At 69.4% G+C, this 14,067-nt stretch carries 13 protein-coding genes; 9 read left to right on the top strand and 4 right to left on the bottom strand.

Going from position 1 to position 14,067, the window contains the following annotated elements; all coding sequences use genetic code 11:
- Nucleotides 1-19 precede the first annotated feature (19 nt).
- A complete protein-coding gene (locus tag AB0J66_RS31415) occupies nucleotides 20-475 on the top strand; it encodes a methylated-DNA--[protein]-cysteine S-methyltransferase (protein WP_364668304.1) in 456 nt (151 codons plus the stop codon).
- 60 nt (nucleotides 476-535) lie between these two features.
- Here AB0J66_RS31415 and AB0J66_RS31410 read toward each other — a convergent pair whose 3' ends face one another.
- Together AB0J66_RS31410 and AB0J66_RS31405 are read right to left on the bottom strand one after the other, a co-directional pair.
- Nucleotides 536-1,615, bottom strand: coding sequence for an inositol-3-phosphate synthase (locus AB0J66_RS31410; protein ID WP_364668709.1), 1,080 nt, complete (start codon nucleotides 1,613-1,615; stop codon nucleotides 536-538).
- Nucleotides 1,616-1,635: 20 nt separating this feature from the next.
- The gene (locus AB0J66_RS31405) at nucleotides 1,636-2,283 is read right to left on the bottom strand and encodes a PadR family transcriptional regulator (protein WP_364668301.1); all 648 of its coding nucleotides are present in this window, start codon (nucleotides 2,281-2,283) and stop codon (nucleotides 1,636-1,638) included.
- Nucleotides 2,284-2,440: 157 nt separating this feature from the next.
- Between AB0J66_RS31405 and AB0J66_RS31400 the strand changes: the two genes are divergently transcribed.
- The 3 genes from AB0J66_RS31400 to AB0J66_RS31390 all read left to right on the top strand — a co-directional run bounded on the left by AB0J66_RS31400 (nucleotide 2,441) and on the right by AB0J66_RS31390 (nucleotide 7,499).
- Complete coding sequence (locus AB0J66_RS31400) at nucleotides 2,441-2,908, top strand: DUF5318 domain-containing protein (protein ID WP_364668299.1); 468 nt, start codon at nucleotides 2,441-2,443, stop codon at nucleotides 2,906-2,908.
- A gap of 192 nt (nucleotides 2,909-3,100) precedes the next feature.
- Nucleotides 3,101-5,842 carry a transglycosylase domain-containing protein gene (locus AB0J66_RS31395; RefSeq protein WP_364668298.1) on the top strand — a complete coding sequence of 914 codons (2,742 nt, stop codon included), beginning with the start codon at nucleotides 3,101-3,103 and terminating at the stop codon, nucleotides 5,840-5,842.
- 136 nt (nucleotides 5,843-5,978) lie between these two features.
- The gene (locus AB0J66_RS31390; RefSeq protein WP_364668295.1) at nucleotides 5,979-7,499 is read left to right on the top strand and encodes a glycosyltransferase 87 family protein; all 1,521 of its coding nucleotides are present in this window, start codon (nucleotides 5,979-5,981) and stop codon (nucleotides 7,497-7,499) included.
- Nucleotides 7,500-7,674: 175 nt separating this feature from the next.
- Here the strand turns inward: AB0J66_RS31390 and AB0J66_RS31385 are convergent, their stop codons facing one another.
- Nucleotides 7,675-10,044: a hypothetical protein gene (locus AB0J66_RS31385; protein ID WP_364668292.1), complete on the bottom strand. Its 2,370-nt coding sequence runs from the start codon at nucleotides 10,042-10,044 to the stop codon at nucleotides 7,675-7,677.
- 25 nt (nucleotides 10,045-10,069) lie between these two features.
- Complete coding sequence (locus tag AB0J66_RS31380) at nucleotides 10,070-10,846, bottom strand: deoxyribonuclease IV (protein WP_364668290.1); 777 nt, start codon at nucleotides 10,844-10,846, stop codon at nucleotides 10,070-10,072.
- 128 nt (nucleotides 10,847-10,974) lie between these two features.
- Between AB0J66_RS31380 and AB0J66_RS31375 the strand changes: the two genes are divergently transcribed.
- The 5 genes from AB0J66_RS31375 to rplI all read left to right on the top strand — a co-directional run bounded on the left by AB0J66_RS31375 (nucleotide 10,975) and on the right by rplI (nucleotide 13,916).
- Complete coding sequence (locus tag AB0J66_RS31375; protein ID WP_364668287.1) at nucleotides 10,975-11,955, top strand: hypothetical protein; 981 nt, start codon at nucleotides 10,975-10,977, stop codon at nucleotides 11,953-11,955.
- 292 nt (nucleotides 11,956-12,247) lie between these two features.
- Nucleotides 12,248-12,538, top strand: coding sequence for a 30S ribosomal protein S6 (rpsF, locus tag AB0J66_RS31370; RefSeq protein WP_097325510.1), 291 nt, complete (start codon nucleotides 12,248-12,250; stop codon nucleotides 12,536-12,538).
- 65 nt (nucleotides 12,539-12,603) lie between these two features.
- A complete protein-coding gene (locus tag AB0J66_RS31365; RefSeq protein WP_364668284.1) occupies nucleotides 12,604-13,176 on the top strand; it encodes a single-stranded DNA-binding protein in 573 nt (190 codons plus the stop codon).
- A 36-nt stretch (nucleotides 13,177-13,212) separates the two neighbouring features.
- Nucleotides 13,213-13,452: a 30S ribosomal protein S18 gene (rpsR, locus tag AB0J66_RS31360; protein ID WP_007073789.1), complete on the top strand. Its 240-nt coding sequence runs from the start codon at nucleotides 13,213-13,215 to the stop codon at nucleotides 13,450-13,452.
- A gap of 14 nt (nucleotides 13,453-13,466) precedes the next feature.
- Nucleotides 13,467-13,916 (top strand): 50S ribosomal protein L9, encoded by a 450-nt coding sequence (gene rplI / locus AB0J66_RS31355; protein ID WP_364668281.1) that lies wholly within the window; start codon nucleotides 13,467-13,469, stop codon nucleotides 13,914-13,916.
- The last annotated feature ends 151 nt before the right edge of the window (nucleotides 13,917-14,067 follow it).

Genomic DNA, 14,067 nt, shown 5'->3' with positions numbered 1-14,067 from the left:
CCGGGCGCAGAATGAGGCCATGCACGTCATCGACTCGCCGATCGGGCCGCTCGGCGTCGTGGTCGAGGGCGACACGGTCGTCAACGTCCGCTTCGGGGCGCGACCGGGCCCGGCCGGCGACCATCCGGCCCTGTCCGAGCTGCGGGCGTATTTCGCCGGCGAGCTGACCGACTTCACCGTGCCGTTCGAGGCGCGCGGCGGCTCCGAGTTCGAGCGCGCCGTCTGGGCCGAGATCGCCGCAATCCCGTACGGCGAGATGATCACCTACGGCGCGATCGCCACCGCCCTCGGCGACCCCGGCGCCGCCCGCGCCGTCGGGACGGCCTGCAACCACAACCCGATCCCGGTCATCGTCCCCTGCCACCGCGTCGTCGGGGCCAACAACAAGATGGTCGGCTTCGGCGGCGGCCTCGACCGCAAACGGAAGCTCCTCGAGCTCGAAGCCCGGGTCGCCCTGGCCCGCGCCTGGTCCTGAAGTGCAGAAAGGCCGGCCCCGGAAGGGCCGGCCTTTTCAGCTACTCGCTGGGGTCGCTGGTCAGCGCTCGATGTCGCCGCGGATGAAGGCCTCGACGGCCTCCTTGGCGTCGTGGTCGTTGTACTGGACCGGCGGGGACTTCATGAAGTAGGACGAGGCCGAGAGGATCGGGCCGCCGATGCCGCGGTCCTTGGCGATCTTCGCGGCGCGGACGGCGTCGATGATCACGCCGGCCGAGTTCGGGGAGTCCCACACTTCGAGCTTGAGCTCGGCGTTGAGCGGGGTGTCACCGAACGAGCGGCCCTCGAGGCGGATGTACGCCCACTTGCGGTCGTCGAGCCACGGCACGTGGTCCGACGGGCCGATGTGCACGTCGCTCTTGACCATCTCGTGCGGGATCTGGCTGGTGACCGACTGGGTCTTCGAGATCTTCTTCGAGACCAGGCGGTTGCGCTCCAGCATGTTCATGAAGTCCATGTTGCCGCCGAAGTTGAGCTGGTACGTGCGCAGCAGCTCGACCCCGCGGTCCTCGAACAGCTTGGCCAGGGCGCGGTGCACGATCGTGGCGCCGACCTGGCTCTTGATGTCGTCGCCGACGATCGGGAGACCGGCGTCGGTGAACTTCTGCGCCCACTCCGGGTTGGAGGCGATGAAGACGGGCAGCGCGTTGACGAAGGCGCAGCCGGCGTCGATCGCGGCCTGGGCGTAGAACTTGTCGGCCTGCTCGGAGCCGACCGGCAGGTAGGAGACGACCACGTCGACCTGCGCGTCCTTGAGCGCCTGGACGACGTCGACGGCCTCGACCGAGGACTCCTCGATGATCTCGCGGTAGTAGGTGCCCAGACCGTCGAAGGTTGGTCCACGCTGGACGCTGACGCCGGTCGGCGGCACGTCGGTCAGCTTGATGGTGTTGTTCTCACTGGCGTTGATCGCGTCGGAGAGGTCCATGCCGACCTTCTTGGCGTCCACATCGAACGCCGCGACGAACTCCACGTCGGAAACGTGGTAGTCGCCGAAGGTCACGTGCATGAGACCCGGGACGCGGTCGTTGGGGTCGGCGTTCTTGTAGTACTCCACGCCCTGCACGAGGGACGAGGCGCAGTTACCCACACCGACGATGGCGACGCGGACGGAGCCCATCGCGTTTGCCTCCTTGTTCATCACGGCCGGTCCTGATGCGGACGCGGTTGTTCTTGGGGTGACTCCCCGGCCGCTCGCTCTTGTAGCGGTTCGGCGGGCAGGTCGAAGGTCCCGGCGGAGGCCGCCGGGGCGCGGCCGGAGCGCTCGTTGGTGATGAGCTCCTCCAGCCACCGGACCTCGCGCTCGCAGGCGTCCAGTCCGTGACGTTGCAGTTCCAGGGTGTACGCGTCGAGCCGGCCGGCGGCACGTGACAGCACGTCCCGCAGGCCCTCCCGGCGCTCCTCGATCCGGCGGCGGCGACCCTCGAGGATCCGCAGCCGGGTGGCGCGATCGGTCCGTGAGAAGAACGCGAAGTGGACACCGAAGCCCGCGTCGTCGTACGTCTCGGGGCCGGCCTGGGCCAGAAGGTCGGCGAACCGCTCCTTGCCGTCCGCAGTGATCTTGTAAACAACGCGGCCCCGTTTGCTGGTCATCGGGGGGATCATCGACGGATCGGAGGCCGATTCGGTGATGAAGCCGGCTGTCTGCAGGCGCTTGAGCGTCGGGTAGAGGGTGCCGTAGCTGATCGCGGCGCGGATCGTGCCGAGCTTGGTCGCGAGCTCCTTGCGGAGCTCGTAGCCGTGCATGGGGGTCTCCTGAAGAAGGCCGAGGATCGCCAACTCCAGCATCGTCCCCCCTTGTCTGTGCCTCGATGTATCGGCCCGATACATCGCTACCGTAGATCCGTCGGCAAAACTGTGCAAGCTGTTCATGACTGCGCCACCGCCACGCCACGCTCCGTGATGGATATCGCCGCTCGCCCTCGGACCGCGTACTCTCTTCGCCATGCGCACGCAGCGGCAGGTGGTGGACTACTCGCTACAGAAGCGGGCAGTGCTGCGTGACGTGCACAACGGCAAGATCGGGACGCTCGAGGTGTGCGATGCCTCGCCGTACCTGAAAAGCGCTGCTCGATTCCATGGCGAGCCGACCGAAGACCGCTGCCCGATCTGCCGCCGCGACAATCTGACCCTCGTGCACTACATCTACGGCGATGAGCTCAAGCAGTCCGCCGGCCAGGCCCGCAAGCTCGCGGAGCTGCCGGTCCTGGCGATGACGCTGCGTGAGTTCCAAGTGTTCGTCGTGGAGGTGTGCCAGTCCTGCGCGTGGAATCACCTGACCCAGCAGTACCTCCTGGGCCGGGACGCGCTCACCGCCGACGAGCTTGATCAGGTCGAGGCCATGGCGGCCTCGGCCACCGCGGGCCGCCACCGCGATTCGGCGTCGTCGTTCCCCCGCTGGGACGGCCGCTGATGATGTGGCTCGATCCGGCTACCGTGAGCACGACCCCGACCGAACCGCGCATCCAGCGCCATGTTCGGTCATTCACGACATCCGACAGGGCGGCTGCCGGTACGCAGCCCATATCGTCCGCTCGTGGCGCAGACACAGGGGGCCCCTCCAGGGCTCCTTTTGTCTGCGCCCCCGCGACCGAGGTGTGACCGAATGAACTCGTACGGCGATCCGCAGTCTTCGCGCGCCCGGGCCCGGGTGCCCGGGTCCGCGAGCTCCACGCCTGACGACGACCAGTCCTCTTCGTACTCGGCCTCGGCCCGGCCGGCGCCGGACGCCTACCGGCGCGGTGCCGGAGGGCGCGCGTCCGTCGGTGGCAGCGCCTCGGTGGGCTCGGCCACACCGGGCCGTGCCTCGGTGGCCGGCAGCGCCTCGGTGGGCTCGGCCACACCCGGCCGCGCCTCGGTGGGGAGCGCTTCGGTGGGCTCGGCCACTCCGGGCCGGGCCTCGGTCGGCAGCGCGTCCGTCGGCAGCGCCTCGGTCGGGTCGGCCCGGGTCGGCGCGGCCGGCGCCTCGGCCCGCGCCGCGGTCCGCCCGGTCAGCACGCCGCCCGGCGACGAGGGCGCCATCGGCGGTGGCGGACGCTCCGGTCGCGGCAAGGACAAGTCGAAGGCGGCCAAGCGCCGCCGCCGCACCAACATCCTGACCGCTGCGGCCGCCGTCATGGTCATCCTGCTCGGCGCCGGCGTCGTCGGCGGCACGTACTTCTTCGACGACGTCGACCTGCCGCCGCCGGTGTCCGAGGAGCAGTCCAACGTCATCAAGTACTCGACGGGTCAGACGATCGCCAAGCTCGGCGAGCAGAACCGTACGGTCGTGCCGGAGAAGGACATCAACAAGGTCGTCGAGCACGCGGTCGCCGCGGCCGAGGACAAGAACTTCTACAGCCACCACGGCATCGACATGAAGGGCATCGTCCGCGCCGCCTGGAACAACTTCACCGGCGGGGCGACGCAGGGCGCGTCGACGATCACCCAGCAGTACGCGCGGCACGCCGCCGACCTGAAGGCGATCAGCATCAACCGCAAGCTGCGCGAGGCCGTGATCGCCCGCAAGCTGGAGAGCCAGTACAACAAAGACCAGATCATGGGCATGTACCTGAACTACATCTATCTGGGTGAGGGCAGGTACGGCATCGAGGCCGCGGCGCAGGGCTACTTCGGCAAGTCGGTCAAGACGCCGGCCGGCCAGAAGAACGCCATCACGGCGTCCGAGGCCGCGGTGCTCGCCTCGATCATCAAGCAGCCGGAGCCGGAGCCCGGCAACGGGCACAAGGGCTACGACCCAAACTACAACCTCACCGCCGCCAAGGACCGGTGGGAGTACACGATGAAGAACATGCTTGAGATGAAGTGGATCACTCAAGCGGAGTACGACGCCCGGAAGTACCCGAAGGTGAAGCCGATCGCCAAGGCCGGCTCCAGCACAGCCACCTCGGGACCGGTCGGTGTGGTCATGCGCCACGTCCGCGCCGAGCTGGCCGAGATGGGCATCAGCCAGCAGGAGTTCGACAAGGGTGGCCTGACCGTCACCACGACGATCAACCCCGCGGTGCAGAAGGCGGCCGAGGAGGCCGGCTCGCGCAAGAGCGAGACGTCGCCGATGAACTCCAAGCCCGCCACGTACCAGGCGGCGGTGATCGGTATCGACCCCAAGACCGGTGCGGTCCTCGGCTACTACGCCGGTGACGACGCGAACGGCCTGGACTACGGCGGCTACATGGACGGCCAGACCCTCAAGATCACGGGTGGCCAGTCGCCGGGTTCGACGTTCAAGCTCTACACACTGGCGGCCGCGCTGAAGGAGGACATCTCCTTCAAGACGACCTGGGACGGCACGAAGCTGCGGCCGAACGGCAAGAAGATCAGCAACGCCGGCGCGGAAGACTCGGCGGTCTGTAAGGGCAAGATCAAGTACTGCGATCTCGAGTTCGCGACGATCAAGTCGTACAACTTCCCCTTCTACTGGATCGCCGACGGCATCGGCCGTGAGAAGGTCATCCAGGCCGCCGTGGACGCCGGTGTCGAGCACATGTTCCCGGACAAGGGCCCGATGGTCGACCTGACCAAGACCGACGCGACCACCTGGAAGAAGAACTTCGACAACGAGGTCGCGTTCGGTCAGTACCGCGTCGTGCCGCTCGAGCACGCCACCGGTGTCGCCACGATCGTCAACGGCGGTGTCCGCAACAACACCCACTTCATCAAGGAAGTGCGCAAGGTCGACTCGGACACCGGCAAGGTGACGATCATCAACAAGCAGAAGGCGGCCGGCAAGCGGGTCTTCGACGAGGCCCAGATGTCGAACCTGCAGGGCGTGATGAAGGAGATCGTCGACGTCGACGAGCGCGACCTCAAGGGCGGCCGCGAGTCGATCGCCAAGAGTGGTACCTGGGAGTTCAACGGCGGCAGTGGTGACACCTGGTTCGCCGGCGGCATCCCCCAGCTGGCGGCCACGGTCTGGGTCGGCGGCAAGGGCAACAAGGTCGAGCTCAAGGACGGCAAGAAGGACATGTTCGGCGCCGGCACGCCGTCCAAGATCTGGAAGAAGTTCCTCGACGCCTCGGCCGAGGCGATGAAGTGGGACAACGAGGACTTCCCGAAGCGTGTCGAGACCGGCAACGCCGACAGCCCGTACGCCAACGGCCAGGAGCCCCCGCCGCCGCCGGTCCAGCAGCCCGACCCCAACCAGCAGTGCCCGCTGGGTGCGATCTTCGGCTGTGACAACAACCAGCCCAACAACAACGGCGGCACCCCGGGCACCAACAACGGTGGCAACCCGGGCGGCAACAACAACGGCGGCAACAACAACGGTGGTAACAACAACGGCGGCGGCAACAACAACGGTGGAGCGGGAGGCAATACCAACCTGCCCACCACCCAGGGCGGCGACTAGCCGCCCGGCGTAAGACGCCACAGCCGGCGCGCATCCGTCCAGGGTGCGCGCCGGCTTCGTCTTTCCAGGGATTCGGACGATTTTGGGCGTAGGTCGTAACCGAAGTCGCTTCCGGAGTACGGCATGATGCCATGACATGAGCACGCAACGGTCAGAGGACATCGACCGCCCCGAGGAACCGAGCGCGCCCGCGACCTCGGACGGCTTCGTGCGCGGCCTCTCCCAGGCGATCGGTGGCCCCCTCGGCTCGCACGCGGTGCGACCAGGGAACCGGCCCGGCCGGTTCTGGACGGCGACCCGGATCATCCTCGCGCTGACGTGCCTGACGCTCGCCTTCTCCTGGGTGCAGAAATCGCCCTGCCAGAGCGGCGACTGGCAGCAGAACGTCCAGTACACGAGGTTCTGCTACACCGACGTGCTCGCCCTCTACTACGCCGAGGGCCTCAACGAGGGCAAGGTCCCGTACGTGGACCATCCGGTCGAGTACCCGGTCGTCACCGGCTACCTCATGGGCGCCCTCGGCCTGCCCGTGCACGCGTACGGCGAATCGCACCCCGAGATCAACCAGGGCACCTGGTTCTACAACGCGAACGCGCTCGTGCTGTCCGCCCTGGCCGTGGTGACCGCCGCGGTGATCCTCGCGCTGCGACGACGACGGCCCTGGGACGCGGCGATCTTCGCGGTGTCCCCCATCATCTTCTTCACGGCCACGGTCAACTGGGACTTCCTCGCGATCGGCTTCGCCGCGATCGGCCTCTACCTGTGGGCGAAGAAGCATCCGGCCTGGGCGGGTGTGTTCCTCGGCCTGGGCGCGGCGGCGAAACTGTGGCCGCTGTTCATCATCGGGCCGCTTTTCCTGCTGGCGCTGCGGTCCCGATCATTGCGCCCGTGGTTCTGGGCCGCGGGCACCACGGCGCTCACCTGGGTCGTGGTCAACTTCCCGGTCTTCTGGTGGTACAGGGAAAGCTGGCTGCGCTTCTTCCGGCTCAACGACGAACGCCCGATCGACTGGGGCACGTTCTGGTACGTGGGCCGCTACCTCGACGGCAAATGGTTCGCCGGCACCCCGGGCGATCAGGGTCCGTTCCAGTGGCTGAGCAATCATGTGCCCACCCTCAACTACGTCTCGTACGCGTTGTTCGCGCTCTGCTGCGCCGGCATCGCTGTGCTGGCCTGGCTGGCGCCGCGCCGGCCCCGTCTGGCCCAGCTCGCCTTCCTGGTGGTCGCCGCGTTCCTGCTGACCAGCAAGGTCTGGTCCCAGCAGTACGTGCTCTGGCTGCTCCCGCTGATCGTGCTGGCCCGCCCGAAGTGGGGCGCGATCATCGCGTGGACCGTGGCCGAGTTCGGCTACTTCACCGCCTTCTACGCCGAGCTCCTCGGGGCCGGTGGCAAGCCGGTCATCCCCGAGGGCACGTTCGTGCTCGCCTCCGGACTGCGGCTGATCACCGTGGCCGTCCTGTGCGGCCTGGTGGTCCGCGAGGTGTGGAAGCCGGAGCTGGACGCGGTACGGCTGAACTACGCCGACGACCCCGACGGCGGCACGCTCAACGGCCCGGACGCCCCCTGGATCGGCCGGCTGCGCCGGGCGTTCGGGCTGGACCGCTCCCCCGCCCCGGCCGACCCGCCGCCACCCGTACTGGAAACCGCCAAGGCCTGACCGGTCAGCGCGTCGCTGGGCCCGGCGTTGCCGACGGTTGTGGCCAGGCCCCACCCTCTCGCGCTGGCCGGCCCGCCGCTGCCGGCCATGTTGGGGACGGCCCAGGCCTGACCGGGTCAGTGCCGCTGTCGGGATAAACCGTTCTCCGAAACGCCGGGCAATTCGGCCGATCGGCTCAGCCGGTGACGGAGGTCGGGGTTGTGGCGCCGGCCGGAGCGGCGGTTGCGGGCAGGGTCGCGCCACCGGCGGGGTTGGTCTGCTGGGGTATCGGGGCGCCGTTGGGGTTGGTCGGTTGGCCGGCCAGGCCGCCGGGGACGGTTTGCTGGCCGGCCGGGCCGGTGGGGACGGCACCTGGCGGCAGGGAGGGGTTCGCGGGCGCGGACGGCTGGGTCGGCGGGTTGGCCGGAGCCGCGGGGTCGGTCAGGTAGAAGACGACGGCGTCGTCGAGGTCCTCGCGGCGGATGCCCAGGGCGTCCACGGGGACGTCGCCCGCGCGCTCCCAGGGGGTGCCGACGGCCTGCGAACGCAGCAGCAGCACCTTGTCGACACGGAGCGACCGTAGGTATTGGACAGTCTCCGTGGACGGGAACGACTCGACGTTGCGGCGCAGGATCGTCTGACGGCCCGCGGCGAAGCCGCCCGCGCCGTTGGCGATCGGCTGGAAACGACTGGTGGACCACAGCATGACCGTCTGGTCGGTGAGGGCGCTGGTCGGGAGCACCAGCATCGGGCCGGTGACGGTCCGCATGGCCAGCGGTTGCGTGGGCGCCACCGGGTGGGCGGTCGCGTTCCAGCCCTCGAGCAAGACCAGCAGCAGCGGGATGAAGGTGGCCAGGCGCAGCCACGGGCCGGGCCAGGGCGGGATGCGCTGCTCGGCCAGCTGCTCGGCCCGGCGGACGAACTCGGCCACGGCGCCGGCGGCGAGGATCGCCAGGAGCAGGGTGGCCCAGAGCATCAGGCGGCCGGGGATGCGCAGGCCCAGCGAGGCCGGCAGGTGGCCGAAAAGCGGGAGATACGTCCAGCGGCCGTCGAAGAAATTGGTGCCCAGGGTCAGGATGATCGTGACGACCAGCCCGGCCAGCAGGAGCAGGCGCTGGCGCAGGGTCCAGATGGAGAACGCCAGACCGGCCAGGGCCAGCGCGTAGAGCACAAAACCGGGCAGCAGGCCCATCTCGGCCGGCCAGCTCAGCGACGATCGCGGCACCTCGTGCGGCGCGCCCCAGATGCGCGACTCGGCCGGGCCGATCAGCAGGCTGCGCAGCGGGGGCGAGAAGAAGGCGATCTCGGTGGTGGCCGGCCCGCCGGCGGGCGCCTTGAAGTACGGATAGGCGATCAGGGCCGAGACGCCGAGGAGAACGAGCGGGCCCAGCGTGTCGGTGAGCAGCAGGCGCCAGCCGAGGACCGGACGATCGGCCGGGCGGCGCCACCAGCGGATCGGCACCACGACGATCAGCACCAGCAGGATCAGGCCGAGGACGAACAGGAAGGGCACACCCAGCGAGAAGCCGAGGCTCATCTGCCAGATCGCGAGGAGCCAGCCGGCCGCGGCCCAGCCGGTGTGCCGTCGATGCCGGCGGTAGCCGTGCCGCAGCGACCAGCCGTGGCCGCGGGCCAGCATCGCCAGGGCGAGTGGAATGGCGCCGGCCGAGACGATGTCGAGGTGGCCCTCCTGGGCCAGGCGCCACGGCGCGTAGGCGAAGGCGACCCCGGCCACGGCGGCCCCCGTACGGCCCGCGCCGAGCTGGCGGACCAGGGCGTAACCACCGATGGCGAGCAGCGCGTGGGCCAGCACGAAGAGGATGTTGTAGCGGAGCACGGCCGCGACGGGACCCTCGCCGATCATGCCGAACGGGGCGTACCCCAGCAGGCTGTCGCCGTAGGCGAAGCTGTTCGCCTCGGGGAAGAACGCGTTGGACTGCCAGAGCAGGGCCGGGTCGCGCAGCAGGATGTGGCCGCCCCAGGCGATCTGCCAGGCCTGGCGGGACGGATCCCAGATGTCCTGGGGCAGGGTGTGCAGCGGGTAGCGCAGGGTGGGCCAGGTCAGGGCGACGGCGAGGAGCAGGCCGGCGTAGATGACCAGTGCGTACTCGTGGACGAGGGAGCGGAGGCCGGCCCGGGTGGTGCGCCGGAACCAGCCGGGCGGGCGCTCCGGGGTGGTGGCGAAGGCCGTCCACGGGTCGGGCGGGACCCCGGGTGGGCGCTCAGTCGGCAGCGGCTCGTCCGCTTTGGAAGCCTTTTGTGGACCTTTGACCGGCGTCGATGCGGGATCCTTAGCCGGCTTCTCATCCGGCTTGAGCTCCGTCGCCTGGGTGCTGGCCGGCTTGACCTCGGCCGGGGCGGGCTTCGGCGGCGTGGCGCCCGCCGGCTGCTCGGCGCCGGCCGGCTTGCCGGGCGCTGGGGTGGCCGGGGTGGAGGCGGGCGCGGTCGAGTCGGCGTCGGAGGGGCCCGGTTGCCGTGGGATGGCGGGCGTCGCTTCTGTCGGCACCGCGGGCCGCAACGTGTCGGCCGGCGGCGAGGTCGGCTGCCTCGACTGCTCGCTGGTCATGACCTCTCCCCGTGCTGCCGGCGTGTCAGCGACCCGTCCCCGCCCGGAGGAGAGCGATGTCCGCGGTCTGGCCCTCGGCGCCGCCCGGCGTCTCGACGACGGCCGGCGCGCCGGCGGCCCGGATCGCGGCCACGACGAGCTCGGGGTCGATCTTGCCATTGCCGAGGTTGTCGTGGCGGTCCTGACCGGAGTCGAAACCGCCCTTGGAGTCGTTGGCGTGGATCAGGTCGATGCGGCCCGTGATCGACTTGACCCGGTCGACGATGCCGACCAGGTCCTCGCCGCCGGCGAAGGCATGACAGGTGTCCAGGCAGAACCCGGCGCCGTAGGAACCGACCGCCTCCCACAGGCGGGCCAGATCGTCGAAGCGGCGGGCGCACGCGTTGTCACCGCCGGCCGTGTTCTCGATGAGGATCGGCAACGGGAGGCCGCCGTCGGACTCGGCATAGTCGAACGCCTTGCGCCAATTGTCGAAACCGGCGGCCAGATCGGCGTCCTTACCGACGTGACCGCCGTGCACGATCAGGCCTTTCGCGCCGAGCTCGGCAGCGGCCTTGGCGTGCGCCATCAGCAGCTTGCGGCTGGGGATGCGGATGCGGTTGTTCGGCGAGGCGACATTCACGATGTACGGCGCGTGGATGTAGATGTCCACCTCGGACTCGCGCAGGGCCGCCGCGTCGTCCCGCGGTTTGGGTGATTTGTAGCCCTGCGGGTCGGTCAGGAAGAACTGCACCGCCTCGGCGCCGCGTTCGCGTGCCGCCTCGAGGGGGTCGGTCGGATCGACATGGGCTCCGATGCGCATGGGGTCGAGACTACGACGAGGGTCCGACACTCTCGCCCCGGCGTCACCGGGCTCCGGCGGGCCTCGTTACCTCCATTGATCACGTTCACGGACCGGCACGAGCCGGTGACGAAACTGGGAGATGGTGCATGTCGCGGCAGTTCCGGCAGCGGGTCACGGCGTTGGCGCTGGGCGGCCTGATCTTCGGCGCTCCGATGCTGGTCAACGGCACCGCGAGTGCCCAGCGGATCCCCGAGGGGGCCCGCCAGGTGACCTTCGCCGGGGGCGGCATGCTGGGCGTCTCCTGCGAGTCGAGGCCCGACGTCGAGTCGATGACGGTGCCCGCCCAGAGCACGATCCGCGTGGTCAACCGCACCGGGTACGCGGCGAAGCTGCTGCTCGGCGGCGACTCGAAGGGCACGCTGCCGGACGACTCGGCGACCGACGTGGTCTTCCGGCGGGGCACCACGGCGGTGACGTTGAAGCCGAACTGCCCGCTCGGCGACGACGAAGCCGAGCCGATGATGGTCACGGCCTCGCCCTCGGCGGCGGCGGCGATGCCCGATCCGAGCCCGGGGCCGTCGTCGGCCGATCCCGAGCCCGTCTCCATGGCCCCGTCCGGTGGCGACGAGCCGTCGAGAACCCGGCGGGCCGACTCCGCCACGCCGGGCGAGCGACCCTCCCGGGTGAAATCGGCGGCCTCGCGTCCGGGTGGGCGGCCGCCGGCGGCCCCGCCGACCTCGGCGGTGACCCAGGCCGCGACGGACGCCGTCCAGACGATGCCGCACGGCGGGGCGGACAACCTTCCTAAGGTCAAGACCAGGGTCCCGGGCGGTACGGCGGGTGGCAGCGCGCCGGCGTTCGCGGGCATGCCGCCTGGTGACGAGCGGGCGCTGCTGCACGGCGTACCGCCAATCGACCTGGAGCCCGTGGCCGCCGCACCGGCGGCACCCACCTCGGCCCCGACGGAGGCCGCGGCGGCCGAGCCCGTCGCCGCGATGCGGCCGATGAGTGACGGCGGACCGATCGGCCTGCTCGCCGTGATCGCCGCGGTCTGCGTTCTGGGAGTCGGCGCCGCCACTATTCGGGCAATCGTGTCGCAACGTGCAAATCGGGCGATAACGGCGTAGGCTACGGCCACAAGCTCCGCGGGGCGGCCGCGTCCAACCTCATCGGTGTGGTCGTTCCTCCCCAGGTCCCACCCAGCGAATGCGGATCGGGCGCCCCGCGGCTCCACCAGGAAGGACCCCGTTCACAGACGGGGTCCTTCTTTTTGGTACGGGGCGAGTGGTGGGTATGCTTGCCCGGTTCGCAGTGCGGCCGTGGGTCAGCTCAGCTCCCACGGCTTCTTGCTGCGAGCGACACAAGACCTCCTGCCACGGAGAGACCGTGGCCGCAAAGCCCACAGGAGGTGAGAACGTCTTGCGTCATTACGAACTCATGGTGATCCTCGATCCTTCGCTCGAGGAGCGCACCGTCGCCCCGTCGCTCGATCAGTACCTGAACGTCATCAGGACCGCGGGTGGCTCGGTGGAGAAGCTCGACGTCTGGGGCCGTCGCCGGCTCTCGTTCGAGATCAACAAGAAGGCCGAGGGCATCTACGCCGTCGTCGACCTTCAGGCGACCCCCGAGGCCGTCGCCGAGCTGGACCGTCAGCTCCGGCTCAACGAGAACATCCTCCGTACCAAGGTCATCCGGCCCGAGACCCGCTGAGTTCGTTTTTTGTCGGGGGGTTCTGAGAACCTCCTACGAACGAGCAGAGCGGCGAGGAGAAGATCATGGCAGGAGAAACCACCATCACGGTCGTCGGCAACCTGACCGACGACCCCGAGCTGCGCTTCACCCCGTCGGGTGCGGCGGTGGCCAAGTTCCGCATCGCGTCCACGCCGCGGACCTTGGACCGGCAGTCGGGCGAGTGGAAAGACGGCGAGCCACTGTTCCTCGCGTGCAACATCTGGCGTGACGCCGCCGAGCACGTCGCCGAGTCGCTGCAGCGCGGCGCTCGGGTGATCGTGCAGGGCCGGCTGCGCCAGCGGTCTTACGAGACCCGCGAGGGAGAGAAGCGCACCGTCTACGAGCTCGAGGTCGACGAGATCGGCCCGTCGCTGCGGTACGCGACGGCGAAGGTGCAGCGCATGAACCGCTCCGGCGGTGGCGGAGGTGGCGGCTTCGGCGCCTCCGGTGGTGGCGGCGGCGCTGGCGGTGGCAACCGTCAGCAGTCCGGTGGCGGCGGTGGCGGCGGAGGCAACAACTTCGACGACCCGTGGGCCACGGCTGCTCCGGCCTCCGGCAACCGCTCCGGTGGGAGCGGTGGCGGCAACTCCTCGTTCGACGACGAGCCTCCCTTCTAGCCCGTCCAGGGCTTACCGAGTTCAGGAGTAAGAGCAATGGCTAAGGCTGCGGCGCTTCGCAAGCCGAAGAAGAAGGTGAACCCGCTCGACAAGGACGGGATCACCTACATCGACTACAAGGACACCGCCCTGCTGCGGAAGTTCATCTCCGACCGGGGCAAGATCCGTGCCCGCCGGGTCACCGGGGTGACCTCCCAGCAGCAGCGGCAGATCGCCCGCGCGGTCAAGAACGCCCGTGAGATGGCGCTTCTGCCGTACACGGCGACGGCGCGCTGAGGAGGATCACCAATATGAAGATCATCCTCACCCAGGAAGTCTCGGGCCTCGGTACGCCCGGCGACATCGTCGAGGTCAAGAACGGCTACGGCCGTAACTACCTGCTGCCGCAGGGCTTCGCGATCCAGTGGACCAAGGGCGCCGAGAAGCAGGTCGTGGTCATCAAGCGGGCCCGCGAGGCCCGTGAGATCCGTGACCTCGGCCAGGCCAACGAGGTCAAGGCCCAGCTGGCCGGTCTCAAGGTCTCGCTGAGCGCGCGCTCCGGCCAGGGTGGCCGCCTGTTCGGCTCGATCACCCCGGCCGAGATCGTCGAGGCCGTCAAGGCCGCCGGCGGTCCGTCGCTCGACCGTCGCCGTCTCGAGCTCCCGAGTCACATCAAGACCACGGGCTCGTACAACGTGCAGGTCAAGCTTCACCCCGAGGTGACCGCGACGTTCCCCGTGAACGTGGTGGCCGCCAAGTAAGCAGCTCCGCCGAAAACGGCGCGCCGGGACCAGATCCCGGCGCGCCGTTTCGCGTTCTAGCTGTGATGTCCGGGGACGTTGGTCGAGGGAGTGCGACCACTCGATCTGACGATCATCTTTGTGTTCTGTGAACGGATGAAGGCCTCCAACG

Origin of the sequence: Actinoplanes sp. NPDC049598 (genome assembly GCF_040675435.1) — a bacterium.
In the GTDB taxonomy this organism is placed as follows: domain Bacteria; phylum Actinomycetota; class Actinomycetes; order Mycobacteriales; family Micromonosporaceae; genus Actinoplanes.
This window is presented reverse-complemented; position numbering and strand designations above follow the sequence as displayed.

What these genes read in the sequence shown, in the direction of transcription:
- rplI (WP_364668281.1), top strand. Translation starts at nt 13,467, where the DNA reads ATGAAGATCATCCTCACCCAGGAAGTCTCGGGCCTCGGTACGCCCGGC.
- AB0J66_RS31415 (WP_364668304.1), top strand. Translation starts at nt 20, where the DNA reads ATGCACGTCATCGACTCGCCGATCGGGCCGCTCGGCGTCGTGGTCGAG.
- AB0J66_RS31375 (WP_364668287.1), top strand. Translation starts at nt 10,975, where the DNA reads ATGTCGCGGCAGTTCCGGCAGCGGGTCACGGCGTTGGCGCTGGGCGGC.
- AB0J66_RS31405 (WP_364668301.1), bottom strand. Translation starts at nt 2,283, where the DNA reads ATGCTGGAGTTGGCGATCCTCGGCCTTCTTCAGGAGACCCCCATGCAC.
- AB0J66_RS31400 (WP_364668299.1), top strand. Translation starts at nt 2,441, where the DNA reads ATGCGCACGCAGCGGCAGGTGGTGGACTACTCGCTACAGAAGCGGGCA.
- rpsR (WP_007073789.1), top strand. Translation starts at nt 13,213, where the DNA reads ATGGCTAAGGCTGCGGCGCTTCGCAAGCCGAAGAAGAAGGTGAACCCG.
- AB0J66_RS31380 (WP_364668290.1), bottom strand. Translation starts at nt 10,846, where the DNA reads ATGCGCATCGGAGCCCATGTCGATCCGACCGACCCCCTCGAGGCGGCA.
- AB0J66_RS31365 (WP_364668284.1), top strand. Translation starts at nt 12,604, where the DNA reads ATGGCAGGAGAAACCACCATCACGGTCGTCGGCAACCTGACCGACGAC.
- AB0J66_RS31385 (WP_364668292.1), bottom strand. Translation starts at nt 10,044, where the DNA reads ATGACCAGCGAGCAGTCGAGGCAGCCGACCTCGCCGCCGGCCGACACG.
- AB0J66_RS31410 (WP_364668709.1), bottom strand. Translation starts at nt 1,615, where the DNA reads ATGGGCTCCGTCCGCGTCGCCATCGTCGGTGTGGGTAACTGCGCCTCG.
- AB0J66_RS31390 (WP_364668295.1), top strand. Translation starts at nt 5,979, where the DNA reads ATGAGCACGCAACGGTCAGAGGACATCGACCGCCCCGAGGAACCGAGC.
- AB0J66_RS31395 (WP_364668298.1), top strand. Translation starts at nt 3,101, where the DNA reads ATGAACTCGTACGGCGATCCGCAGTCTTCGCGCGCCCGGGCCCGGGTG.